The 22,506-nt window shown below is 71.6% G+C and carries 21 protein-coding genes; 11 read left to right on the top strand and 10 right to left on the bottom strand.

What is annotated here, in order from left to right; all coding sequences use genetic code 11:
- Window positions 1–149: 149 nt before the first annotated feature.
- The 5 genes from E3O32_RS14210 to E3O32_RS17405 are packed head-to-tail and all read right to left on the bottom strand — an operon-like array spanning window position 150 to window position 6,325.
- Complete coding sequence (locus E3O32_RS14210; protein WP_134510477.1) at window positions 150–962, bottom strand: HpcH/HpaI aldolase/citrate lyase family protein; 813 nt, start codon at window positions 960–962, stop codon at window positions 150–152.
- Complete coding sequence (locus E3O32_RS14205) at window positions 959–1,444, bottom strand: MaoC family dehydratase (protein WP_134510476.1); 486 nt, start codon at window positions 1,442–1,444, stop codon at window positions 959–961. Before E3O32_RS14205 ends, E3O32_RS14210 begins: the two co-directional genes overlap by 4 nt.
- A gap of 17 nt (window positions 1,445–1,461) precedes the next feature.
- A complete protein-coding gene (locus tag E3O32_RS14200; RefSeq protein WP_134510475.1) occupies window positions 1,462–2,628 on the bottom strand; it encodes an acyl-CoA dehydrogenase family protein in 1,167 nt (388 codons plus the stop codon).
- Window positions 2,625–4,712, bottom strand: a complete 2,088-nt coding sequence (locus E3O32_RS17410) for an ATP-binding protein (protein WP_241974980.1) — start codon at window positions 4,710–4,712, stop codon at window positions 2,625–2,627. The genes E3O32_RS14200 and E3O32_RS17410 overlap by 4 nt, the downstream gene beginning before the upstream one ends.
- A 5-nt stretch (window positions 4,713–4,717) precedes the next feature.
- A complete protein-coding gene (locus E3O32_RS17405; RefSeq protein ID WP_134510473.1) occupies window positions 4,718–6,325 on the bottom strand; it encodes a carboxyl transferase domain-containing protein in 1,608 nt (535 codons plus the stop codon).
- 159 nt (window positions 6,326–6,484) lie between these two features.
- Between E3O32_RS17405 and E3O32_RS14185 the strand changes: the two genes are divergently transcribed.
- Complete coding sequence (locus tag E3O32_RS14185; protein WP_134510472.1) at window positions 6,485–7,141, top strand: SACE_7040 family transcriptional regulator; 657 nt, start codon at window positions 6,485–6,487, stop codon at window positions 7,139–7,141.
- Here the strand turns inward: E3O32_RS14185 and E3O32_RS14180 are convergent.
- From E3O32_RS14180 to pdhA, 4 genes are all read right to left on the bottom strand, one after another.
- Entirely contained in the window at window positions 7,135–7,797 is a 663-nt protein-coding gene (locus tag E3O32_RS14180) for a VOC family protein (RefSeq protein ID WP_134510471.1), read from the bottom strand. The two genes, E3O32_RS14185 and E3O32_RS14180, sit on opposite strands and share 7 nt — an antisense overlap.
- Before the next feature lie 217 nt (window positions 7,798–8,014).
- Window positions 8,015–9,430, bottom strand: a complete 1,416-nt coding sequence (locus tag E3O32_RS14175; RefSeq protein WP_134510470.1) for a dihydrolipoamide acetyltransferase family protein — start codon at window positions 9,428–9,430, stop codon at window positions 8,015–8,017.
- Entirely contained in the window at window positions 9,427–10,389 is a 963-nt protein-coding gene (locus tag E3O32_RS14170; RefSeq protein ID WP_134510540.1) for an alpha-ketoacid dehydrogenase subunit beta, read from the bottom strand. Before E3O32_RS14170 ends, E3O32_RS14175 begins: the two co-directional genes overlap by 4 nt.
- A 149-nt stretch (window positions 10,390–10,538) precedes the next feature.
- Window positions 10,539–11,648, bottom strand: a complete 1,110-nt coding sequence (pdhA, locus tag E3O32_RS14165) for a pyruvate dehydrogenase (acetyl-transferring) E1 component subunit alpha (protein WP_134510469.1) — start codon at window positions 11,646–11,648, stop codon at window positions 10,539–10,541.
- A gap of 134 nt (window positions 11,649–11,782) precedes the next feature.
- Between pdhA and E3O32_RS14160 the strand changes: the two genes are divergently transcribed.
- The 7 genes from E3O32_RS14160 (at window position 11,783) to E3O32_RS14130 (ending at window position 19,753) form a co-directional block, all read left to right on the top strand.
- A complete protein-coding gene (locus E3O32_RS14160; protein ID WP_134510468.1) occupies window positions 11,783–12,295 on the top strand; it encodes an Lrp/AsnC family transcriptional regulator in 513 nt (170 codons plus the stop codon).
- Window positions 12,296–12,552: 257 nt separating this feature from the next.
- Window positions 12,553–13,038 (top strand): NADH-quinone oxidoreductase subunit B family protein, encoded by a 486-nt coding sequence (locus tag E3O32_RS14155; RefSeq protein WP_134510467.1) that lies wholly within the window; start codon window positions 12,553–12,555, stop codon window positions 13,036–13,038.
- On the top strand, window positions 13,035–15,056 hold the full coding sequence (locus E3O32_RS14150; RefSeq protein WP_134510466.1) for a proton-conducting transporter transmembrane domain-containing protein: 2,022 nt from the start codon (window positions 13,035–13,037) through the stop codon (window positions 15,054–15,056). The genes E3O32_RS14155 and E3O32_RS14150 overlap by 4 nt, the downstream gene beginning before the upstream one ends.
- Complete coding sequence (locus tag E3O32_RS14145) at window positions 15,053–15,997, top strand: respiratory chain complex I subunit 1 family protein (protein WP_198417578.1); 945 nt, start codon at window positions 15,053–15,055, stop codon at window positions 15,995–15,997. The genes E3O32_RS14150 and E3O32_RS14145 overlap by 4 nt, the downstream gene beginning before the upstream one ends.
- Window positions 15,998–16,005: 8 nt before the next feature.
- Window positions 16,006–16,662: a hypothetical protein gene (locus E3O32_RS14140; RefSeq protein WP_134510465.1), complete on the top strand. Its 657-nt coding sequence runs from the start codon at window positions 16,006–16,008 to the stop codon at window positions 16,660–16,662.
- A complete protein-coding gene (locus tag E3O32_RS14135; protein ID WP_134510464.1) occupies window positions 16,662–18,170 on the top strand; it encodes a proton-conducting transporter transmembrane domain-containing protein in 1,509 nt (502 codons plus the stop codon). The genes E3O32_RS14140 and E3O32_RS14135 overlap by 1 nt, the downstream gene beginning before the upstream one ends.
- Window positions 18,167–19,753, top strand: coding sequence for a hydrogenase large subunit (locus E3O32_RS14130; RefSeq protein ID WP_198417577.1), 1,587 nt, complete (start codon window positions 18,167–18,169; stop codon window positions 19,751–19,753). Before E3O32_RS14135 ends, E3O32_RS14130 begins: the two co-directional genes overlap by 4 nt.
- A 16-nt stretch (window positions 19,754–19,769) precedes the next feature.
- Here E3O32_RS14130 and E3O32_RS14125 read toward each other — a convergent pair whose 3' ends face one another.
- Window positions 19,770–20,111 carry an ArsR/SmtB family transcription factor gene (locus tag E3O32_RS14125; RefSeq protein WP_241974979.1) on the bottom strand — a complete coding sequence of 114 codons (342 nt, stop codon included), beginning with the start codon at window positions 20,109–20,111 and terminating at the stop codon, window positions 19,770–19,772.
- 327 nt (window positions 20,112–20,438) lie between these two features.
- Between E3O32_RS14125 and E3O32_RS14120 the strand changes: the two genes are divergently transcribed.
- The 3 genes from E3O32_RS14120 to E3O32_RS14110 are packed head-to-tail and all read left to right on the top strand — an operon-like array spanning window position 20,439 to window position 22,434.
- Window positions 20,439–20,930, top strand: coding sequence for a hypothetical protein (locus tag E3O32_RS14120; RefSeq protein WP_134510463.1), 492 nt, complete (start codon window positions 20,439–20,441; stop codon window positions 20,928–20,930).
- On the top strand, window positions 20,930–22,015 hold the full coding sequence (locus E3O32_RS14115; protein WP_134510462.1) for an MAB_1171c family putative transporter: 1,086 nt from the start codon (window positions 20,930–20,932) through the stop codon (window positions 22,013–22,015). Before E3O32_RS14120 ends, E3O32_RS14115 begins: the two co-directional genes overlap by 1 nt.
- Window positions 22,012–22,434: a hypothetical protein gene (locus E3O32_RS14110; RefSeq protein ID WP_134510461.1), complete on the top strand. Its 423-nt coding sequence runs from the start codon at window positions 22,012–22,014 to the stop codon at window positions 22,432–22,434. Before E3O32_RS14115 ends, E3O32_RS14110 begins: the two co-directional genes overlap by 4 nt.
- Window positions 22,435–22,506: the final 72 nt, after the last annotated feature.

Below are 22,506 nucleotides of genomic sequence, written 5' to 3'. Positions count from 1 at the left end.
CTCGACCTCGAGACCCCAGCCAACCGGCTGAACCAGCTGCTTCACGCGGCATAAACCCCCGCGTTGCCCCGACCCCTTGACTTTGCCCGGCCGAAAACCTGCACACCTCACAGTTCGGCGAGGTGGGGCGGCCGGGGCGGGGCGGAGGCTCAGCCGGTCGGCGCCGCCCGCCGCAGCACCGCCTCGGCGTGCCGGAGCAGGGGCGAGTCGATCATCCGGCCCTGGTAGGCGAAGACGCCGTCCTCGCCCGCGGCGGCTTCCAGGAGCGCCCAGGCGGCGGCGACCTCCTCCTCGGTGGGCCGGAACGCATCCCGGATCACGGCGACCTGGCTGGGGTGGATGCAGGCGGTGGCCCGGAACCCGCTCGCCACGGCGTCGGCGACCTCGGCGGCCAGGCCGGCCAGGTCGGGGATGGCCAGGAACACGCCGTCGACGGCGGCCTTCCCGTGCGCCCCGGCCGCCAGCAGCACGGCCGAGCGCGCGTGCCGGGCGATGGCCCGGTAGCTGCCGTCGGCGAACCGGCTCGAGCTTCCGCCGAGGGAGGCCACCAGGTCGTCCGCGCCCCACATCAGCGCGACGACGTTCGGTTCGGCCGCGATCGACGGGGCGGCGAGCACCCCGGCCGCGGTCTCGCAGAGGGCGACCACCTCGAACCGGGCCAGCGGGCGCAACTGGGACGCGTCCACGGTCTTGGGCAGCATCACGGTGCGGTACGCGGTCTCCTCCAGCGCGGCGAGGTCGAGGGCGAAGTCGGGCGTGCCGACCGGGTTGACCCGCACGATCGTGCGCTCCGGGTCGAGCGGATGCCCGATCAGCGCGCCCCGGGCCCTGGCCCGGTTGGCCGGCAGGATGGCGTCCTCGAGGTCGATGATCACCGCGTCGGCCCGGTCGGCCGCCTTGCGGTACCGGTCCGGGCGGTCGGCCGGGCAGAACAGCAGCGCCGGCCCGAGGTCGAAGCTCACGGGGCCACCTCCTCGCACCAGACCAGCACCGTGCGCACGGCCGTGGCGACGACGTCGCCGGTCTGGTTGCGCCCGGTGTGGCTGAGCGTGACGAGACCCTGCCCGGGCCGGGAGGCCGACAACCGTTTGCCGGTCACGATGGTCTCCGAGTAGAGCGTGTCACCGTGGAAGAGCGGATGAGGGAAGGTCACCTCGGAGAACCCCAGATTGCCGACGATGGTGCCCTGGGTGAGCTGCGCGACCGAGCTGCCGACCAGGGTCGACAGGGTGAACATGGAGTTGACCAGCCGCTGCCCGAACGGCTGGGTTGCCGACCAGGCCGCGTCCAGGTGCAGCGCCTGCGTGTTCATGGTGAGGGTGGTGAAGAGCACGTTGTCGGCTTCGGTGACCGTGCGGCCCGGGCGGTGCAGGTAGCGCACGTCGGGGTCGAACTCCTCGTAATACAGGCCGCGCTGTTCGATGCTGCGGCGTTCGTCGGTCATCCGTCGTCCCTCCCCACTCAACCCGTGAAGCCCAGCGCCCGGGAGATCACCATGAGCTGCACCTCGGTGGTTCCCTCGCCCAGTTCAAGCACCTTGGAGTCGCGGTAGTGCCTGGCCACCGGGTTCTCGTTCATGAAGCCGTAGCCGCCGAAGATCTGGGTGGCGTCGCGGGCGTTGTCCATGGCGGCTTCGCTGCCCACCATTTTGGCAATGGATGCCTCCATTTTGAAGGGCTGCCCGTCGACCATTTTCAGGGCCGCGTCCTGCCAGGCGAGCCGGGCTGTGTGCACGCGCGCCTGCATCCGGGCGATCTTGAAGGCGATGTGCTGGTTGGACCCGATCGAGCGGCCGAACACGTTGCGGCTGTTCGCGTAGCGGATGGATTCCTCGAGGCAGCCGGCCGCGGCGCCGGTGCAGAGCGCGGCGAAGGCGATGCGGCCCTCGTCCAGGGTCTGCACGAAGTTCGCGAAGCCGCGGCCCCGCTCGCCGAGCAGGTTCGCCTCCGGCACGCGCACGTTCTCGAAGACGAGCGGGTGGGTGTCGGAGGTGTGCCAGCCGACCTTGTCGTAGGCGGGGAGCGCGGTGAACCCGGGCGTGGGCGTCGGCACGAGGATCGCCGTCAGCTCCTTCTTGATCGAACCGTCCGGCCGGGTCTCTTCGCCGGTGACCGCGGTCACGGTGACCAGCCGGGTGATCTCCGAACCGGAGTTGGTGATGAACTGTTTGGTGCCGTTGATCACCCAGTCCCCGCCCTCGAGGGCTGCGGTGGTCTTCGTGCCCGCGGCATCCGAGCCGGCGTCCGCCTCGGTCAGGCCGAACGCGGCGAGCGCCGACCCGCTGGCCAGGCGCGGCACCCACTCCTGCTTCTGCTCCTCGGTGCCCCGGCGGTAGACCGGCATGATGCCGAGGCCCACGCCGGCCTCGAGGGTCACGGCGATGCTCTGGTCGACGCGCGCGAGCTGTTCGACCGCGAGGCAGAGGGCGAAGTAGTCCCGGCCCTGACCGCCGTACTCCTTCGGGAAGGGAAGGCCGAACAGGCCCATCTCCCCCATCTCGGCGATGATGCCGTAGGGCAGGGCGCGCTTGGTGTCGTACTCGTACGCGGCGGGAGCGACGACCGTGTCGGCGAAGTCGCGCACCATGGCCTGCAGCTTCCGGTTCTCGTCGGTCAGTTCGTAACTCATTGTGGTGCTCCCTTGTCTGCGTTGACGGTGGCGGTGTCCGGCCCTGGCGCGCCCGGATCGGGCGCGGCGGTGACGGTGGCGACGATCTGGTCGAGTCTGACCAGATCGCCGGGTTTGAGGGTGAGGGTGACGATGCCCGCGGTGGCCGCGGTCAGCTGGTGCTCCATCTTCATGGCCTCCACGGTGAGGATGGCCTGCCCGACGGCGACGAGGGCGCCGCTTTCCGTGTGCACGGCGACGACGGTGCCCGGCATCGGCGTGCGCACGTCGGGTCCGGCCGCGCCCGCGACCTGGCCCAGGCCGGCGAGTTCGTCGGCCAGGATCTCCGCCCCCGTGCGGTGCACGACGTCGACCGAGAAGCCGTCGCCGCCGATCCAGAGCCGGAGGCCGGCGCCGTTGTCTGCTTCGGCGATGGAGAGCATCCGCAGCACGCCGTCGACCTCGACGCCGAACGCCTCCTCCGGGTGGCGTGCCGGGGACAGGCTCGCGGGCAGGGCCGGCCGGCCGTCGATCGAGACGGATGCCCCGGCCGGGGACCCCTCGACCGTCACGGTGACCGACTCGGTCGCGTTCGTGGCCAGCACGTACCGGGTGGGAACGTGCGGGCCCATCCGCCACCCGGTGGGCCGGGACCAGGCCAGGTCGGCGCCCGGCGGGACGGCCCAGGCGGCCCGGTGCAGGAACAGGGCGGCGGCCGCGAGCACATGGTCGTCGACGACGCGGAAGGCGAGCCCGGGGAGCTTGCGCTCGATCAGCCCGGTGTCGAGGCGGCCGGCGGCCACGTCGGCGTCCTGCACGAGCAGCCGCAGGTACTCGACGTTGGTGCGCAGCCCGAGCACGAGCGTGTCGGCGAGCGCGCGGTCGAGCCGGGCGAGCGCACCGGCCCGGTCGGGAGCCCAGGCGATCACCTTGGCGAGCATCGGGTCGTAGTCGGCGGAGACGACGAGGCCGGCCGTGAGCGCGCTGTCCACCCGGATGCCCTCGCCCGTCGCCTCCCGGAGCGCGAGCACGGTGCCCGTCGTCGGCAGGAACCCGCGCTCCGGGTTCTCCGCGTACACCCGGGCCTCGATCGCATGCCCGGTCAGCACGACGTCCTCCTGCCGGTGGTCGAGTCGCTCCCCCGCGGCGACCCGCACCTGCCACTCGACCAGGTCGATGCCGGTGATCATCTCGGTGACCGGGTGCTCCACCTGGAGCCGCGTGTTCATCTCCATGAAGAAGAACTCTCCCGGCGCCGCATCGGAGACGAGGAACTCGACCGTGCCGGCGCCGGCATAGCCGACGCTGCGGGCGGCCGCGCAGGCGGCCTCGCCGATCCGGGCCCGGGTGGCGTCGTCCAGAAGCGGCGACGGCGCCTCCTCGATCACCTTCTGGTGCCTGCGTTGCAGCGAGCATTCGCGCTCACCGAGGTGGATGACGCCGCCGTGGGTGTCGGCGAGCACCTGCACCTCGATGTGCCGGGGGGTGCTGACGAAGCGTTCGATCAGGAGGGTGTCATCGCCGAAGGCGGCGGCGGCCACCCGGCGGGCGGTGACCAGCGCCTCGGCGAGGTCGCCCGGCCGGTCGACCCGCACCATGCCCTTGCCGCCGCCGCCGGCCGACGGCTTGATCAGCATCGGGTAGCCGACGCCCGGGGCGGCCGCGGTGAGCTGCTCGTCGGTCTGGCCGGGCAGGGACACCCCGGGGATGACGGGCACCCCGGAGTCGCCGACGTGCTTCTTCGCCCGGATCTTGTCGCCCATCACGGTGAGCGCGTGCACGCTCGGACCGATGAAGACGACGCCCGCGTCGGCGCAGGCCTGCGCGAAGGCCTGGTTCTCGCTGAGGAAGCCGTAGCCGGGATGGATGGCCTGCGCGCCGGTGGCCGCGGCGGCGGCGAGCACGGCGCCCTGGTCCAGGTAGCTGAGCTGGGCCCGGGCGGGGCCGAGCCGCACCGCGACATCCGCCAGCCCCACGTGCCGGGCGCCGCGGTCGGCGTCGCTGTAGACGGCGACCGAACGGATGCCGAGCCTCTGCAGGGTGCGGATGATGCGGCAGGCGATCTCGCCGCGGTTGGCGACGAGCACGGTGTCGAAGGTCGTCACGGCGGTCACATCCGGAAGAGACCGAGGGCGGTCTCGGGCAGCGGGGTGGCGGCGACGACGCCGAGGGCGAGGCCGAGCACCGTGCGGGTGTCGGCCGGGTCGATGACTCCGTCGTCCCAGAGCCGGGCCGTGGAGTAGTACGGGCTGCCCTGGTGGTCGTACTGCTCGATGATCGGCGCCTTGAACCTGGCCTCCGCCTCCGCCGGCCACTCCTCGCCGGCGCCCTCGAGCTGCTCGCGTTTCACGGTGGCGAGCACGGAGGCCGCCTGCGGCCCGCCCATCACCGAGATGCGGCTGCCGGGCCACATCCAGAGGAACCGCGGCGAGTACGCCCGGCCGCACATCGAGTAGTTGCCGGCGCCGAAGGAGCCGCCGATCACGACGGTGAGCTTGGGCACCCGGGCGGTGGCGACCGCGGTGACCATCTTGGCGCCGTTCTTGGCGATGCCGCCTGCCTCGTAGTCCCGCCCGACCATGAAGCCGGAGATGTTCTGCAGGAAGATCAGCGGGATGCCGCGCTGGTCGCAGAGTTCGATGAAGTGGGCGCCCTTCTGCGCCGACTCGGAGAACAGCACGCCGTTGTTGGCGACGATGCCGACCGGGTGGCCGTACAGGTGCGCGAAGCCGGTGATCAGGGTGCTGCCGTATTCCTTCTTGAACTCGTGGAACTCGCTGCCGTCTACGAGCCGGGCGATCACCTCGTGCACGTCGTAGCGGCCCTGCACGTCGACGGGCACGACACCGTAGAGCTCCGCCTCGTCGGCCGCGGGGGCGACGACGGGCCGCACGGCCCAGGCCGGGGCGAGGGGGCGAGGCAGGGTTCCGACGATGTCGCGCACGATCTGCAGGGCGTGCCGGTCGTTCTCGGCGAGGTGGTCGGTGACGCCGGACGTCTTCGCGTGCAGTTCGCCGCCGCCGAGCTCCTCCGCGGTGACGATCTCGCCGATGGCCGCCTTCACCAGCGGCGGGCCGCCGAGGAAGATGGTGCCCTGCCCGCGCACGATGACCGTCTCGTCGCTCATCGCGGGCACGTAGGCGCCGCCGGCGGTGCAGGAGCCCATCACGGACGCGATCTGCGGGATCTTCGCCGCGGACATCCGGGCCTGGTTGTAGAAGATACGGCCGAAATGGTCGCGGTCGGGGAAGACGTCGTCCTGCATCGGCAGGAACGCCCCGCCGGAGTCGACGAGGTAGACGCACGGCAGCCGGTTCTCCAGGGCGATCTCCTGCGCCCGGAGGTGCTTCTTGACCGTCATCGGGTAGTAGGTGCCGCCCTTGACGGTGGCGTCGTTGGAGAGGACGAGCACGGGGCGGCCGTGCACGAGGCCGATGCCCGCGATGATCCCGGCGCCGGGGCTGGCGTCCTGGTAGAGCCCGTTCGCGGCGAGCGGGGCGATCTCGAGGAACGGGCTGCCCGGGTCGAGCAGGGTGTCGATGCGGTCGCGGGGCAGGAGCTTGCCGCGGGCGAGGTGTCGCTGCCGGGACTTCTCCGGGCCGCCGAGGGCCGCGACGGCGAGCCGCTGCCTGAGGTCGGCGACGAGGGCCCGCTGGGCCGCCTCGTTCTCGGCGAATGCCGGGCTGGTCGGGTCGATCCGACTCGCGAGTGTCTCCATCGACAGCTTCCCGTTCGAGCGTGCCCGCCGCGCGGCACCCGGGTTTCACACCGGGAGGCAGTTCGCCGGACATCCGATACAGTTAGTGATCCCTAACCGAAAATTCAGGTTAGCGGTTCGTAACTGAGAAGTCCAGACCCTGCCGGAAAGGAGCCGCCCGTGGCCACCGCCGTTCCGCCCGCCCTTCCGCCCGCCGCGCAGCCCGCGCACTCACCTTCGCCCGCGACACCGCCCACGCCGCGGAGCCGGGCGAAGGCCGACCGGCGCCAGGCCCTGCTCGAGGCGGCCGCGGCGCTGTTCGCCCGGTCGGGCTTCAACGGCGTGTCGATCGAGGATCTCGGCGCGGCCGCCGGCGTGAGCGGCCCGGCCGTCTACCGGCACTTCAGCGGCAAGCAGGCCGTGCTCGCCGCGCTCCTGGTCGGGGCGAGCGCCGACCTCGTCGAGGGCGGCCGCACGGTCGTGGCGACGGCGACGGATGCCGCGGCGGCGCTGCGCTCGCTGGTGCGCTTCCACCTGGCCTTCGCCCTGGCCAACCCCGACGTCATCCGGGTGCAGGACCGGGACCTGGACAGCCTCGCCGAGGCCGAGCGGCACGAGGTGCGCGCCCTCCAGCGGAGCTACGTGGAGCTGTGGGTGCGCCTGCTCGGGGAGGTGCACCCCGAGGTCGACGCGAAGCTGCTGCGCATCCGTGCCCAGGCCACCTTCGGGCTGCTCAATTCCACGCCCCACAGCATGCAGGCGTCCTCGGCGCGCACCGTGCGGCCCGTGCTCGAGGAGATGGCGCTCGCCGCCCTGGGTGTGCCCGCCGGTCAGTAGACGGTGGTGCAGACGCAGAGCTCGTTGCCGTCGACATCCGCCAGCACCCACCAGTCGGGGGCGTGCTCGTCGGTGAGCAGGAGGCCGCCGGCCTCGATGATCGCCTGCACCCGCTCCTCGGCGTCACTCGTGGGCAGGTACACGTCGAGGTGGATCCGGTTGCGGTCGGTGCGGGCGATCTCCATGTGCTGGAACCAGACCTTCGGGCCGTCGCCGCGCGGGTCGACGAGCTCGATGCCGTCGGCGGTGTCCAGTTCGACGTAGCCGAGACCGACCTGCCAGAACGGGCGGATCGCGTCGGCGTCGGTGCTGTCGATCGCCACGTCGTAGCGGGCCGGGGCCGGCCGGGCGCGTTCGGCGCCCTCCGCGTCGGCGAGCTGCTGGCAGCGCAGGGCCAGGGCGAGGTCACGCTCGGTCACCCCGCCGGCGTCGTGGGAGCGGAGCCGGATGCCGACGGTGCCGTAGCCGAGGCGCACCTCCGGGTGGTGGTTCGCCGCATCCGCCGCCTCGGCGATCGCCGCGACCAGGCGGGCGGCGGAGGCGAAGTCGGCCGTCCGGAACGCGCCGTGAAGGGTGCCGTCCAGGTGCACGAAAGCGCCCCCGGCCAGCACGGACTCGGTCTGGACAGTGGTGAGGATGGTGCTCGCTGGGCTCATACCCCCACTCTGCTCCGTCACCCGTGGCCGGTCAACCGGTGCTGACCGGCGGGAGTGGGGGCTGCCACCGCCGCCAGGGCACCCGTTCCGGCCGCTCATTCCCGAGCGCGCCAGTTCCGCCGCAACGCCCCAGGCACGCCTGCAGCGCAACGGCGGAACTGGCGCGGTCGGCATCCTGCGGCGCCGGTCCCCTGCGGCGCCGGCCAGGAAACACCGGCTAGACCATGGTGAGGACCATGGCCGGGTCGGCCAGGATGGTGCCGATGTCGACCAGGAACCGGGCACCCTGTTCGCCGTCGACCAGCCGGTGGTCGAAGGAGAGGCTGAGTGTCATCACGTGGCGCAGCGCGATCCCGCCGTGGTGTTCCCAGGGCTGGCGACGGATGCCGCCCACGGCCAGGATCGCGGCCTCGCCCGGGTTGAGGATCGGCGTTCCGGCGTCGATGCCGAAGACGCCGACGTTGGTGATCGAGATCGTGCCGCCGCGGAGCGAGGCCGCGCTGGTCGTGCCGGCCCTGGCCGCCTCGGTGAGTTCGGCGAGCGCCGCGGCCAGGTCGGCGAGGCCGAGCCGGTCGGCGTCCGGGATGTTCGGCACGAGCAGGCCGCGCGGGGTGGCGGCCGCGATGCCCAGGTTGACGTGGTGGAACTGCACGATCTCGCCGGCCGCCTCGTCCCACCGGGTGTTCACGTCCGGGTTGCGGGCGACCGCGAGGCAGAGCGCCTTCGCGACGACGGCGAGGATGCCGATGCGCATCCCCTGGAAGGACCGGTTCGTCTTCAGCGCGTCGATCAGCTCCATGGTCGGGGTGACGTCGATGGTGAGGAATTCGGTGACGTGCGGGGCGGTGAAGGCGCTCCGCACCATGGCCGCGGCGGTGTGCTTGCGCACGCTCCGGATGGGACTGCGGGTCTCCCGTTGCCCCGGGCCGGGGGTCGGGGCAGGGGCGCCGGTTTCGGTCCCGTCGGGCGCCTCCGCGGGCCGGGCGAGCTGGGCGCGCACGTCCTCCCTGGTGATCAGGCCGGTCGGTCCGGTGCCGGTGAGGTGGGACAGGTCCACGCCGAGCACCCGGGCGAGGGCGCGCACGGGCGGGGTCGATCGGGGCCGGGCCGCAGCGGGCTCGCTGGGCTCAACGGCGATGCGCTCCGTGGCGGCCGTCTCAACGGCGGTGGGCTCCACATCGGTGGGCTCAGCCGAGGCAGGCGCCTCGGCAGCCTGCCCGCCCGCATCCGCAGATCCTGAGCGGGCCCGCCGGTGCGGCCGGCCCGAACGCTCGGGGGCCGCGCCGTAGCCGACCAGTACTGGCTCGCGCTCCTCGGCCGGCTCGGCCGGAGCCGCGGCATCCGCCTGGCCTGGCGTGCCGCCCGCCGGTTCGGCCGGTTCGGCCGGCTCGGCACCCGCCACCTCGAACGAGACGATCGGCTCGCCGACGTGCACGACCGTTCCCGGCTGCTGGTGGAGTTGGGTGACAACCCCGGCGAACGGCGACGGTAGCTCGACGACGGCCTTGGCGGTCTCCACGTCGGCGATGAGCTGGTTCAGCTCGACCGTGTCGCCGGGAGACACCCGCCAGGCCACGATCTCGGACTCGGTCAGCCCCTCGCCGAGGTCGGGAAGCCGGAACACCTTGATCATCGCTGCCGCCCCAGGGCGCGGTCGACGCCGTCGAGGATCCGGTCCAGGTCGGGCAGGTGGTGGCTCTCCAGCTTCGCCGGCGGATACGGGATGTCGAAGCCGGTGACGCGCACCGGGGCGGCCTCGAGGTAGTCGAAGCAGCGCTCGGTGACGACGGCGGCGATCTCCCCACCGAGGCCGCCTGAGCGGGCGGCCTCGTGGGTGATGACGAGCCGGCCGGTCTTCCGAACGGATGCCTCGACGGTCTCGTAGTCCACCGGGGAGAGCGAGCGCAGGTCGATGACCTCGATCGACACGCCCTCGTCGGCGGCGGCGAGCGCGGCATCCTTCGCGGTGCTCACCAGCGCCCCGTAACACAGCAGGGTGACGTCGGTGCCGGCGGCCACGATCCGGGCGCGCTCCATCGGGGCTCCGAGCTCCGGCGACACCTCGCCCTTGACGTGGTAGCGGCGCTTGGGTTCGAAGTAGAGCACCGGGTCGTCCGAGGCGATCGCCTGGCGGATGAGCCCGTAGGCGTCCTGCGGGTCGGAGACCGCGATCACCCGCAGCCCGGAGGTGTGGGTGAAGTAGGCCTCCGGGGACTCGGAGTGGTGCTCGGCGGCGCCGATTCCGCCGCCGAAGGGAACCCGGATGGTGATCGGCATGCTCACCCGCCCCTGGGTGCGGTAGTGCAGCTTCGCCACCTGGCTGACGATCTGGTCGAAGCCGGGGAAGATGAAACCGTCGAACTGGATCTCGCAGACCGGGCGGTAGCCGCGGTAGGCCAGGCCGACCGCGGTGCCGATGATCGCGGACTCGGCCAGTGGTGTGTCGATCACCCGGCGGGCGCCGAACTCGGCGAGCAGGTCGCTGGTCACCCGGAACACGCCGCCGAGCAGGCCGATGTCCTCGCCGAGCAGCACCACCTTCGGGTCGTCGAGCATGGCCTGGCGGAGCCCCGCGTTGATGGCCTTGGCCATGGTCAGCGTGGTCGTGCCGGTCAGCGGAACGGGAGTGCGGAGCGGGGCGCCCGGCAGGCTCTCGCCCGGGCGCGGGGCGGAGCCGCCCGAGCCGCTCGTCTGGCCGAGCAGGGCGGATGCCGCCGGCCTCATCATGGTCGTCATGGTCATCAGGCCTTCCCTCCGGTGGAGTCGAAACTTGCGAGATAGTGGGCGTACTCGGCGCGCTGTCGGTCGAGCGTGGCGTTCGGGGTGGCGAAGACGTGGTCGAAGACCGTGAGCGGCTCGGGGTCGGCCAGGCCGATGCAGCCGGCCCGCAGCTCGGCGGCGGCGGCATCCGCGAGCCCCTTGGTCTGGTCGGCGAGCTCGCTGCTGAGCAGCCCGAGCGAGTCGAGCAGCCGCTCCAGGCGCAGGATCGGGTCCTTCGCCCTCCACTCCTCCAGTTCGGCGGCGGGCCGGTAACGGGTGGGGTCGTCGGCCGTGGTGTGCGGGCCCATCCGGTAGGTGACCGCCTCGATGAAGGTGGGTCCGCCGCCGGTGCGGGCACGGTGGAGGGCCATCCGGGTGGCCGCGAGCACGGCGAGCACGTCGTTCCCGTCGACCCGGATGCCGGGGATGCCGAAGCCGAGGGCCCGGTCGACCAGGTTCGCCCGGGACTGCAGGCCGACCGGTTCGGAGATCGCCCACTGGTTGTTCTGGCAGAAGAAGATCACCGGGGCTTGGAAGCTGGCGGCGAAGACGAGCGCCTCGCTCACGTCGCCCTCGCTCGTGGCGCCGTCGCCGAAGTAGGCCACGGCCACCGAGTCCGTGCCGTCGTGCTGGGCGCCGAGGGCCCAGCCCGTCGCGTGCAGGGTCTGGGCGCCAATGATGATCGCCGGGGTGGCCATCCCGACGGAGTACGGATCCCAGCCGGATTGTGCGTTGCCGCGCCACACCCGCACGATGTCGGTCAGGCCGACCCCGCGGCACCAGGCCACCGCGTTCTCGCGGTAGCTGGTGAAGACGAAGTCGTCCGCCCGCAGGGCGCGGGCCGAACCGATCTGGGCTGCCTCCTGGCCGAGCAGCGGCGGCCAGAGGCCGAGCTCCCCCTGGCGCTGCAGCGCCGTGGCCTCGGTGTCGATCCGCCGCACCACGACCATGTCCTGGTAGAGGGCGACGAGGTCGGCCCCCGAGACATCGTCGAGCCAGGGATCGGCTGTTTCCGAAGCCACCCGCACACCCTCAGGTGAGACGAGTTGTAAGAAAGTGACGGGGTTTTCCCCCGGGAAAGATTCTGACATGGTGAGCCGCTCCCAGCGTCGTTGCCGAAGTTGCACCGAGCGTACGGTCATGCGGCACAGAGCACAACCATCCCGCTTGAGACTGGGCATTCTGCTCTATTCAGGGACCAACCGGCGTGCTAATCTCGTGCACTATGCACAGTCTGGACAGAGTCGACCTGCAGCTGCTCCGCGCCCTGTGCGTCGATCCGCGCAGCACCTTCGTCGCCCTCGCGCAGCAACTCCGGCTGTCCCGGAACACCGTGCAGGCGCGGATGGCCAGGCTCGAGGAATCCAACGCGTTCCTCTCCTTCGACCGCCGGATCAACCCGGTCGCCCTCGGCTACCCGTTGACGGCCTTCATCGAGGTGCACGTGCAGCAGAAACGGCTCACGCAGATCATCGCCGAGCTCACCCTCATCCCCGAGATCGTGCAGGCGCACGGGATGAGCGGATCGACCGACCTGCTGGTGCGGGTGGTCTGCACGGATGCCGACGATCTGTTCCGGATCGACGGCACGATCCTCGCCTGCGACGGCGTCGAGCGCACCGAGACGTCGCTCGCGATGGGCGAGCTCATCCCCTTTCGGGTCACGCCGCTGCTCGAGCGAGCCGGACGCGACTCCGGCGCCGGACGCGACTCCGGCGCCGACCGCCCGGACTCCTAGCCCCCGCGGCGCCCGGGCGGGTGGCCCGCCGCCCGTTCCGGTGAGGCTCCCCCGCCAGCCCGCGCCCGGCACATCTATTTGATAAATTCATCATATAGGTATATAAAGAAGTAATGATGTTTAGCGCGCGAGTCGACCTGATGCCCGCCGGGTCCGCGCTGCTACTGTCGAGTCAGGGCCGGCGCCGAACGCACCGCCCGCAGCGAGAACCGAGAACGCGATGACCGCCAGCATCCGCACGATCACCGGGGCCTGACGTGAGCGTCTCGCGCCTGGCCCGCCTCATCCGGCAGAGCGGGCGCATCGCCGAACCGGCCCCGCCGGCCCCGGCGCTCTTCGCCGGAGCCGAGGTCTTCGGCGGCAGCGTGCAGGTGCGGTTCATCAACGCCGGCGGGTGCAACGACTGCGCCCAGGAGGTCGCGAGCGCCTTCGGCCCGGTCTACGACGTGGAGCGGTACGGCATCCGTCTCGTGGCATCGCCGCGGCATGCCGACGTGCTCCTGATCACCGGAGCCGTGACCCGCAACATGATCGAACCGCTGCGACGCACGATCGACGCCACCCCGACCCCGCGCTTCGTGATCGCCGTGGGCGATTGCGCCATCACCGGCGGCGTCTTCGCGGAGGGGTACGGGATCGCCGGCCCCGTGTCCGAATTCGTCGACGTCGACCTCTCCGTGCCGGGCAACCCGCCCGCCCCTGACCTCATCGTCGAGGCCCTGCGCCGGATGACCGGTCGATGACGCCCGTCGAGGCCGGGATGCTCGGCCAGGTCGCCCTGCTCGCCGCGGCGGTCGCGTCCGCCCTGCTGGTGCCGTCCGCCCGGTGGCGCTCGCGGGTGAGCGGCATCCTCTGCGCCCTGCTCGCCGCCGCCGGCGTCGTCACCGGCGCCATCGCCCTCACCGGCGGTCGCGGGGCGCTCACCATCCCCACCGCCCTGCCGCTGGACCCTCTCGTGCTCTCCCCCGACCGGCTCGGCGGCCTCGTCATGGTGGTCGTGTCGGTGGTCGGCGTGCTGGCGTCGCTGTTCGGGATCGGCTCCGCCCGGGTCGCCTCGGCCTCCCGCACCGCCTGGGCCTCGATGGCCGTGTTCCTGTTCGGGATGCAGCTCGTGCCGGCCGCCACCGACGTGGTGTCCTTCCTGCTGTTCTGGGAAATCATGACGCTGGGGTCGACGGCGCTCCTGCTGGCCCACCACGCCACCCGCGGCACGGTCGCGTCCGCCCTGGTCTGGTACTCGGCGATGAGCCAGCTGAGCTTCTTCTTCGTGCTGGCCGGCTTCGCCGTGCTGGCCGGCGCCACCGGCGGGACCGGATTCGCCGCGCTCGCGACCCTGGATCCGGCATCCTGGCAGGCGAGCCTCGCCTTCGTGCTACTCCTGCTCGGCTTCGGCGGCAAGGCCGAACTCGTGCCCCTGCACGTCTGGGTGCCCCGGGTGCTGCCGGAGGCCCCCGGTCACGTCGCCGCCGCGATGAGCGGCGCCATGGTGAACATCGGCGTCTACGGGGCTCTCCTGGTCTGCGTGCGCCTGCTGCCGAACGGCCCGGCCTGGTGGGGGGTGCTGATCATGGCGCTCGGCGCCGTCTCCGCCCTCTACGGGATCCTGCAGGCCTCGGTGGCGAGCAACCTCAAGGTGCTGCTGGCCTACTCCACGACCGAGAACATGGGGCTGGTCTTCCTCGGCCTGGGCGCCTCCGTGCTCCTGCGCGGCGACCACGCCACCGGGGCCGCCGACGCCGCGCTCCTCGCCGCCCTGCTGCTCATGGTCAGCCACGCCGCGTTCAAGGCCACCCTGTTCCTCGGCGCCGGCGCCGTGGCCCGCTCCACCCGGGAGATGAACCTCGACCGGCTCGGCGGGCTCGGCAGCCGCATGCCCTGGACCGCCGGCGCGTTCGGCGCGGCCGCCCTCGGCGCCGCCGCCCTGCCGGTGACCAGCGGATTCGTGGCCGAGTGGATGCTGCTCCAGGCCCTCGTGCACGGCTCCCGGGTCGGCGGGGAAGTCGTCTCCGTCACCTCGTCCGTGGCCATGCCGCTGGCCGTGGCCGTGATCGCCCTCACCGCGGGGCTCGCCCTGCTCACCTTCGTCAAGGCGTACGGCATCGCGTTCCTGGCCCGCCCCCGCTCCGCGCAGGCGACGGCGGCCCGTGAGGTCCCCCTGATCATGCGCATCCCGCTCATCATCGGCGCCCTCCTCGTGATCGGCCTCGGCCTGCTGCCCGGACCGCTCACCGAGGCCCTCGCCTCGGCCGTCGGCCCGGCGTTCACCCCCGATGTGCGTACGATCGGGCTGGCCGGCGTCGACGCCCGCGGGATCGACGTGGTCCTGGACCCGACCACCTTCGTCGCCCTCGCCGCGCTCGTGCTCGTGCCGGTGCTGGCGGCCATCCTCATCTCGGCCCGGCGGCATCCCACCCGGGTGTCGCCCCTGCCGTGGGCGGGCGGCGGCTCCAGGCTGCGGCCGCGGATGCAGTACACGGCCACCTCCTACGCCGAGCCCCTGGTGCGAGTCTTCGACGACGTGCTCCGGCCCACCCGCGACGTCGAGGTCACCCACGTCGGCGAGTCCCGTTACCTCGTCGAACGCGTGCACGTCGAGCAGAGCGTCTCCGACGTGATCGAGACCCGGTTCTACCGCCCGGTGCTCGACCTCGCCCAGCGTTTCGGCGTCCTGGCCCGCCGGGCGCAGAACGGCAGCATCCACCGCTACCTGTCCTATTCCTTCGTCGCCCTGCTCGTCGTGCTGATCGTGGTGTCCCTGTGATCCCGGCGATCGCGATCGCCCTGCTGCAGCTGGTGCTCTTCGTGTTCCTCTCGCCCCTGCTGATCGGCGTGATGCGCCAGGTGCGGGCGCGGCTCGAGGGCCGCGCGGGCTCCGGCATCTGGCAGCCGTGGCGCGACGTGCGCAAGCTCGTGGCCAAGGACCCGGTGCGCGCGAGCGACAGCAGCTGGATGCTCGCGGCCGGCCCGGTCACCCTTCTCGTCTCCAGCCTGCTGCTCTGCGTGCTGCTGCCGCTGGTCGGCACGCTCCCGCTGCCCCTGGTGCCGAGCGACCTGTTCGTCATCGTCTCGATCATGCTGATCGGCGTGGTGGCCCTGGCCCTGGTCGGCCTGGACGCGGGAACCGCGTTCGGCGGCATGGGCTCCAGCCGGCACATGACCGTGGCCGCCCTGGTCGAACCGACCCTGCTCCTCGCGGTCTACGCGCTGTCGATCCCGGCCGGCACCTCCACCCTCTCCCTGATCGTGGAGACCCGGCTGCAGAACCCGGCCGTGATCATCTCGCCGGTCAGCCTGCTGGCCATGGTCGCCCTGGCCATCGCCATCATGGCCGAGACCAGCCGGCTGCCCATCGACAATCCCTCCACCCACCTCGAACTGACCATGCTGCACGAGGCCATGGTGCTGGAGGCCTCCGGGCGCGACCTGGCCTGGCTGGAGCTGGGTTCCTGGCTCAAGCTCGCCGCCCTGCTCGGCCTGCTCGGCAACCTGATCCTGCCGTGGGGTGTGCTGACCGACTTCTCCCTGCCCGGCGTGCTGGTCGGACTGGGCGCCGTCACCGCGAAGATCCTCCTGCTCGGCGTCGCCCTGAGCGTGGGCGAGGTCTTCCTCGCCAAGGTGCGCCTGTTCCGGGTGCCCGAGTTGCTGGCGGGGTCGTTCGCCCTCGCCCTGCTCGCCGTGACCGCCTCCTACCTGGTCGCTTAGGAGCATCCGTGTTCGCCTCCGTCTTCCCCCAGCTGATCGGCCTCTGCACCGGCGCGCTGCTGCTGACCAGCGCCCTGATGGTCTGGCGGCATTCCCTGCTGGCCTCGATCCGCCTGCTCAGCGTGCAGGGCTTCGCGCTGGCCGCCCTGGTGGCCGTGATCGGCCTCGAGGAGGGCGAGGCGGAGGTCATCATCGTCTCCGTCCTCGTGCTGCTGGTCAAGGGGATGGGCCTGCCCTGGGTGCTCGCCCACGAGACCCGCGCCACCACCCGCACGGATGAGGCGCCGCGGCTGAACCCGACGGCCGGCCTGCTCACCGTGGCGCTGCTGACCATCCTCAGCTACGTCGTCGCCAGCCGGCTGCTCAGCGGCGACACCAGCATCTCGGCCCACGCCGCCCCGATCGGACTGGCGATGGTGCTGATCGGGTTCCTGCTGCTGATCACCCGGCGGCAGGCCGGGTCGCAGCTGATCGGCTTCCTCGTGCTCGACAACGGCATCGCCACGGTCGCGTTCCTCACCTCCGGCGGGGTTCCCCTGTTCCTCGAGCTGGGGATCTCCCTGGACGTGCTGCTGGTCGTCGTGATCCTCTACGTCTTCGCCGGCCGGATGCGCAACAAGTTCGGCAACACCGACATTGATCAGCTCAGAAAGTTGCACGACTGATGAATTTCGCCCTCTGGACCCCCCTGTCCGTTCCGGTCGTCCTGGCCGCGCTCAGCCTCACCGGCGGCGCCCGCCCGCTCGGTCGCCTCGGCCCCATCGCATCCAGCACTGCCGTGCTGCTCTCCGGGCTGTTCCTGGTCGGCGCCGTGCTCGACGGGCAGGTCCCCAGCCTCGGCGGCGGCCTGCTCCGCGCGGACGCTCTCTCCGCGTACATGCTCACCGTCGTCGGGGCGGTCGGCCTCGTGTCGACCTGGGGCGGGCTGGGCCACACCGAGAAAGCCCCCGGCCGGTTCGCCGGTTCCTACGACGCCCTGATCTCGGTGTTCCTGGCCGCGATGTCCCTCGCCGTCCTGGCCGACAACATCGGCCTGATGTGGGCCGCGGTCGAGGCCACCACGATCACCACCGCCTTCCTGGTCGGTCACCACCGCACCCGGTCGTCGCTGGAGGCGGCCTGGAAGTACGTCATCCTCGGCTCCGTGGGCGTCGCCATCGCCCTGCTCGGGATCGTGCTCATCTACGCCGCCTCGCGCGGCACCGGCGAGCCGACCCTTTCCTGGCTGGTGCTCAGCCGCACCGACCTGCCGCTCGACCCGGCGCTGATCCGGGCGGGAGGCGCGCTGGCCGTGCTCGGTTTCGCCACCAAGGCCGGTCTCGCGCCCATGCACAGCTGGCTGCCCGACGCGCACAGCCAGGCCCCGGCGCCGGTGTCGGGCCTGATGAGCGGCGTGCTGCTCGCGGTGGCCCTCTATGCCATCCTGCGCATCCAGACCATCACCGACGCGGTGATCGGGCCGGACTTCCTCCGGGTGATGCTCAGCGTCGGCGGCCTGCTCTCCCTGTTCGTGGCCGCCGCCCTCCTGATCCGCCAGCGCGACTTCAAACGGATGCTGGCCTACTCCAGCATCGAGCACATGGGGATGATGGCCGTGGGAGCCGCGATCGGCCCCGCCGCCCTGCCGGCCGTGCTGCTCTACGTGCTCGGCCACGGCCTGACCAAGGCGACCCTGTTCGTGCTCTCCGGCCGCATCCTCGAGGTGGAGGGCACCCCCCGGATCGACGACGTGCGGGCACTTCTCGTGCGTCGCCCCGGCCTGGCCGTTCCGTGGCTGATCGCCATGGCGGCCCTGGTCGGCTTCCCCCCGTTCAGCATCTTCTTCTCCGAGGTCGGCATCATCGTCGCCGGCTTCGGCACCGGGATGGGAGTCGTCGTCGGCATCGCGCTCGTGCTGCTGCTCGTCATCTTCGCCGCCCTCACCCGGCTGACCGTCGCGATGACAATCGGCGCCCCGGCTGCCGCTCCAGGCACCGACCCGGCAGGCCCCGACCTGCCGGGAACCGACCCGGCAGGCACCGTCCCCGTCCGCGCGGCGCCGGACCGGTCGGCGCACGGACCGCGCCTGCCGCTCATCCTCGCCCTGGCCACCACCGCCGTGGTGGCCTTCATCGCCGAGCCGGTCGGCACTCTCCTGGCGCGCGCGGCCGCGGTTCTGGGAGGAGCCCAGTGACGACACCCGACCCGACACCGACCGCCGGCCCGAACCCACCGACCGCAGGCCCGACACCGACCGCGGGCCCGACACCGACCGCGGGCCCGAACCCGGCGGCCGCCGGCGCACCCGATCTGCGCCTGCTCACCCGCGACGACCTGCGTGAGACGGCCGCCGCCGTGCTCGCCGACGGCAACCGGCTCGCGATCATCACCTGCCACGACGACGGCGACGCGCTGCGGGTGGTCTACTCCTTCGCGGCGGTCTACCCGCGACGCCAGGTCGACCTGGTCGTGCCGGTCCCCTACGACGACGCCTGGGTGCCGAGCCTGGCCGATCTCTCCTACCCGGCCGGCAACTTCGAACGCGGAATGCGCGACCTGTTCGGGGTGCGTCCGGCCGACCACCCGCAGCCCTTCCGCCTGGTGCGCCACGGCCACTGGCCGCGCGGCTGGTACCCGATGCGCCGCGGCGCCCGGGTCACCCCCGAGTTCCTGCCCGACACCGAGTCGTTCCCGTTCGTCGAGGTCGAGGGTCCCGGCGTCTACGAGATCGCGGTCGGCCCGATCCACGCGGGCATCATCGACCCCGGCCATTTCCGGTTCTCGGTCGTCGGCGAGACCATCGTGCGGATGGAGGCCCGCCAGTGGTACATGCACCGCGGTGTCGAGCGGCTCTTCGAGGGCCGCCGGCCGGAAGACGCGGTCGAGCTGGCCGAGCAGGTCACCGGCGACACCGTGGCCGGCCACACCGTGGCCTGGCTGATGGCCGTCGAGGCCGCCGCCGGGATCGAGGTGTCCGAGGAAGACCGGATGCTGCGCGCGCTCCTGCTCGAACTCGAGCGCATCTACAACCACGTCTCCGACCTCGGCTCGCTGGCCAACGACGTCGGCTTCGGCATCGTGCACTCGCACACCCAGCGGCTGCGGGAGACCCTGCTCCGCCAGAACCAGGCGGTCACCGGGCACCGCTTCCTCCGCGGCGGTCTGACCATCGGCGGCGCAGCGGTGCTCGCCCTGCCCGACCCGGCGGTGCTCGCCCAGGTGCAGGCGGACATGCAGGAGATCATCGCGATCACCCTCGGCCATGCCATCGTGCGGGACCGGTTCACCGGGACCGCCCCGCTCTCGACCGGCCAGGCCGAGGCGATGGGCACTCTCGGCTACGTGGCGAGGGCGTCCGGCATCGACGCCGACGCCCGCCGCGACCACCCGTTCGTCGACCTCGGCGAGGCGTTCCACGTCGTCACGGACTCCGGCGGCGACGTGCTCGGGCGCTACCGGGTGCGCGCGGGGGAACTGGCGGTGTCGATCAGCGTGGCCACCGACCTCATCCGCCGCCTGGACGGCCGGCTGGGCAGCGGCCGCTCGGTCGCCCCCGTCGGCTCCGGCACCGGCGTTTCCCTGGTCGAGGGCTGGCGCGGCACGATCTGCCACCGGGTCGAACTGGGCGACGACGGCCGTCTGACCCGGGTGAAGATCGTCGACCCGTCGTACTTCAACTGGCCGGCCCTGCCGGTGGCATTGGCCGAGACGATCGTGCCCGATTTCCCCCTGGTGAACAAGAGCTTCAACCAGTCCTACGCCGGGAACGACCTGTAACCACCGGTGACGACGGTCAGGACACGTCCTGTTCGATCGTGCGGAGGAGTGCGTTGGAATCCTCGAGGGTGGCCACCAGCATCCGCTTGGCGACGGCGAGCAGTTCGGCGACCATCGGGTCGCGCAGTCCGTAGTAGATCGTGTTGCCCTCGCGTCGGGTGACGACGACCCCGGCCCGCCGGAGCACGCCGAGCTGCTGGGAGAGATTGGAGAGCTCCGAGCCGAGCGCCTCGGCCAGGCTCCCGACGGAGCGCTCGCCGCCGGACAGCTGCTCGAGCACCTGCACGCGCAGGGGATGCCCGAGCGACTTGAACAGTTCGGCCTTGAGCAGGGCCATGGGCAGTCCGGTGGTCGACACCGTCTGAGCATATCGCTAATCTATAATGTCTTCAAATAGATGAGGGATCCGCCCGTCCGCCACGGGTCGGCGCACGATGCGCCGTGGGCGGAGAGATGCGGTGTGCGGTGCGGTCCCACCCCGACCGCACCGCGTCACGCAAACGACCACGCGCCCCCCAACTTGCGTCCGGCACGTGACGCGCAGGCCGTACAGGGGTCCTGGCAGCCTCCGGAAACCGGTAGCCTAGACATGTCCAACCGAATCCAACGGTAGCACGAATTAGACATGTCCAACGCACGGCGACACGCCTTGGGACCATCGATCCACCGAGTAGGGAATTGCGTGATGCGCGAAGAACGCCGAGAGCGGGCCCGCCGGCTGGTCGAGGCGCTCGACCTGCCGCGCCCGCTCACCGCCGAGAAGCTCCACCGGCACATGGAGGGCGTTCGGCAGAGAAAGATCCTCCTCCGCCCCGCCAGCGCCGACCTGATCACGTCCGGCGTCTGCGGCCTGTGGCTGGAGATCGCGGGCGAGGACTTCGAGCGGGTGCACTACGCGCCGACGGAGTCTGCCGTGCACCGCCAGCAGTTCATCAACCACGAGTACGGGCACATGATCCTCCGGCACGAGAAGGAACTCCTCACCGCCGACCGCGTCGCCCTGCTCGCCCCGCTGATCCCGATGGACGCGATCGTGCACGCACTCTCCCGGAGCTCCTTCACCGACGAGCAGGAGGCCCTCGCCGAGGCCATCGGCGACGAGCTCGCCCTGATCATGCTGGACGACCGCACGGATGCCCGGAACGGCCCCCGGACCGGCTTCGGGAGGGTGCTCTGATGATCGTCCTCCTCCAACTCGCCGTCTGTTCGATCCTCTGGCTCGCCGCACTCTTCTGCCTGCCCTCGGCCATCCGAGGCCGTCGCCGCCTGTTGTTCTGGTTCCTGGCCGTCTTCGCCCTGACGATGACCCTGCAGCCGCAGCCGGTCTACGACGCCGTCGATGCGGTCCTCGGCAGCGTGAACACGACGTTCTTCCTCTTCCATGCGACCGTGATCATCGCGGTCGCGCTGATGAACAGCCTGGTCCAGCTCGCCACCACGGAGGGCGGCATTTCCCGGGCCGGCCGGCGGTCGACCGTCATCGCCGTCATTGTCGTCATCGGCGCCCAGGCCGTGCTGTTCTTCGGCAGCGACTGGCGGTTGACGAGCGACGTTCGCACGATGGACTTCGACCGCTGGGACTACACCCTCTACGCCATCACCACCTGGTTCGCCCTGGCCTACTTCGCCGTGTCGGTCCTGGTCGCCTGCCTGGCCGATTATCCCCGGCAACGCCGGATTGTGACCCGGGTCTCCCTGGCCTTCGTGTCCCTGGGCTGCCTGGCCGTCCTGACCTATGCGGTGCTCAGCGTATGGAGCGCGATTGACTCGAGCCAGGATCCGCACTCGACCTTCACCGCGTCATCGCGCGGCGTGTACTTCACCGCCCTCCTCGCCGCCCCGATCTGCGTGTCGATCGGCCTGGGCCTCACGACCGTCGTCGACGCCGTGGCCGGTGCGTGGCGAACCGGCAGGGATCGCGTACTGCTCTGGCGGATCACCCCGCTCTGGGAGCGCCTGATCGAGGACTCCCCCGAACTCAGCCTCGAGGCGGCCTCGCCGCGCCTGCGCCTCGCCTTCGGGCGTGAGCCGGGAGCCAGGCTCTACCGGCGCTACGTCGAGGTGCGCGACAGCCTGCTTCTCCACCCGCGGGAGGCCACCGCGGCCGAACGCGCCCTCCTCGACGCGGTCGAACGGCAGACCCACGCCGACCGCACCGAAACCCACCCGAGGCGCCTCACCGCGGCCGCCACCGGCGGCGCCACGCCGGCCTCGGCCTCCCCCACACCCCCCACGACGCGTCTGAGAGGCCCCCAGCCATGACATCCGCACCCGTGCCACTCGACGACGAGCTGACCCCCCAGCAGGAACTCGCCCGCAAGCTCACTCTGCTGCTCGACGTCGTCGTCGCCGAGGGGAACACTCCGTACACCTACCGGGCGATCGCGGAGGGCCTGGCCGAGCACGGACTCTCCCTCTCCCGCGCGCGCTGGGCCTACATGATCGCCGGCACCGGGCCGCTCGTCACCGATATGGCCCTGCTCACCGGGATCGCCGAGTTCTTCCGGATTCCGCCTGCCTACCTTCTCGGCTCCGACGACGACATCCCCGAGCGGGTGGATGCCCAGCTCGCGTTCGTGAAGAAACTGCGGGCGAAGCGGGTCGTCAGCTTCGCCGCCCGAACCCTCGGCGACGTGTCCCCCGAGATGCTCCGCTCGATCACCGAACTCCTCGACGAGTGATTCCGGGCCGCGCCTGATTCCGGGCCGCGAGTGATCCCGGGCCGCGCCTGATTCCGGGCCGCGCCTGAGCCG

It is taken from the genome of Cryobacterium mannosilyticum, from assembly GCF_004402705.1.
GTDB lineage: Bacteria > Actinomycetota > Actinomycetes > Actinomycetales > Microbacteriaceae > Cryobacterium > Cryobacterium mannosilyticum.
This window is presented reverse-complemented; position numbering and strand designations above follow the sequence as displayed.

Coding starts and splice junctions, on each gene's coding strand:
- E3O32_RS14205 (WP_134510476.1), bottom strand. CDS start 1,444: ATGACCGACGAACGCCGCAGCATCGAACAGCGCGGCCTGTATTACGAG.
- E3O32_RS14200 (WP_134510475.1), bottom strand. CDS start 2,628: ATGAGTTACGAACTGACCGACGAGAACCGGAAGCTGCAGGCCATGGTG.
- E3O32_RS17405 (WP_134510473.1), bottom strand. CDS start 6,325: ATGGAGACACTCGCGAGTCGGATCGACCCGACCAGCCCGGCATTCGCC.
- E3O32_RS14180 (WP_134510471.1), bottom strand. CDS start 7,797: ATGAGCCCAGCGAGCACCATCCTCACCACTGTCCAGACCGAGTCCGTG.
- E3O32_RS14175 (WP_134510470.1), bottom strand. CDS start 9,430: ATGATCAAGGTGTTCCGGCTTCCCGACCTCGGCGAGGGGCTGACCGAG.
- E3O32_RS14170 (WP_134510540.1), bottom strand. CDS start 10,389: ATGGCCAAGGCCATCAACGCGGGGCTCCGCCAGGCCATGCTCGACGAC.
- pdhA (WP_134510469.1), bottom strand. CDS start 11,648: ATGTCAGAATCTTTCCCGGGGGAAAACCCCGTCACTTTCTTACAACTC.
- E3O32_RS14160 (WP_134510468.1), top strand. CDS start 11,783: ATGCACAGTCTGGACAGAGTCGACCTGCAGCTGCTCCGCGCCCTGTGC.
- E3O32_RS14150 (WP_134510466.1), top strand. CDS start 13,035: ATGACGCCCGTCGAGGCCGGGATGCTCGGCCAGGTCGCCCTGCTCGCC.
- E3O32_RS14135 (WP_134510464.1), top strand. CDS start 16,662: ATGAATTTCGCCCTCTGGACCCCCCTGTCCGTTCCGGTCGTCCTGGCC.
- E3O32_RS14120 (WP_134510463.1), top strand. CDS start 20,439: ATGCGCGAAGAACGCCGAGAGCGGGCCCGCCGGCTGGTCGAGGCGCTC.
- E3O32_RS14115 (WP_134510462.1), top strand. CDS start 20,930: ATGATCGTCCTCCTCCAACTCGCCGTCTGTTCGATCCTCTGGCTCGCC.
- E3O32_RS14110 (WP_134510461.1), top strand. CDS start 22,012: ATGACATCCGCACCCGTGCCACTCGACGACGAGCTGACCCCCCAGCAG.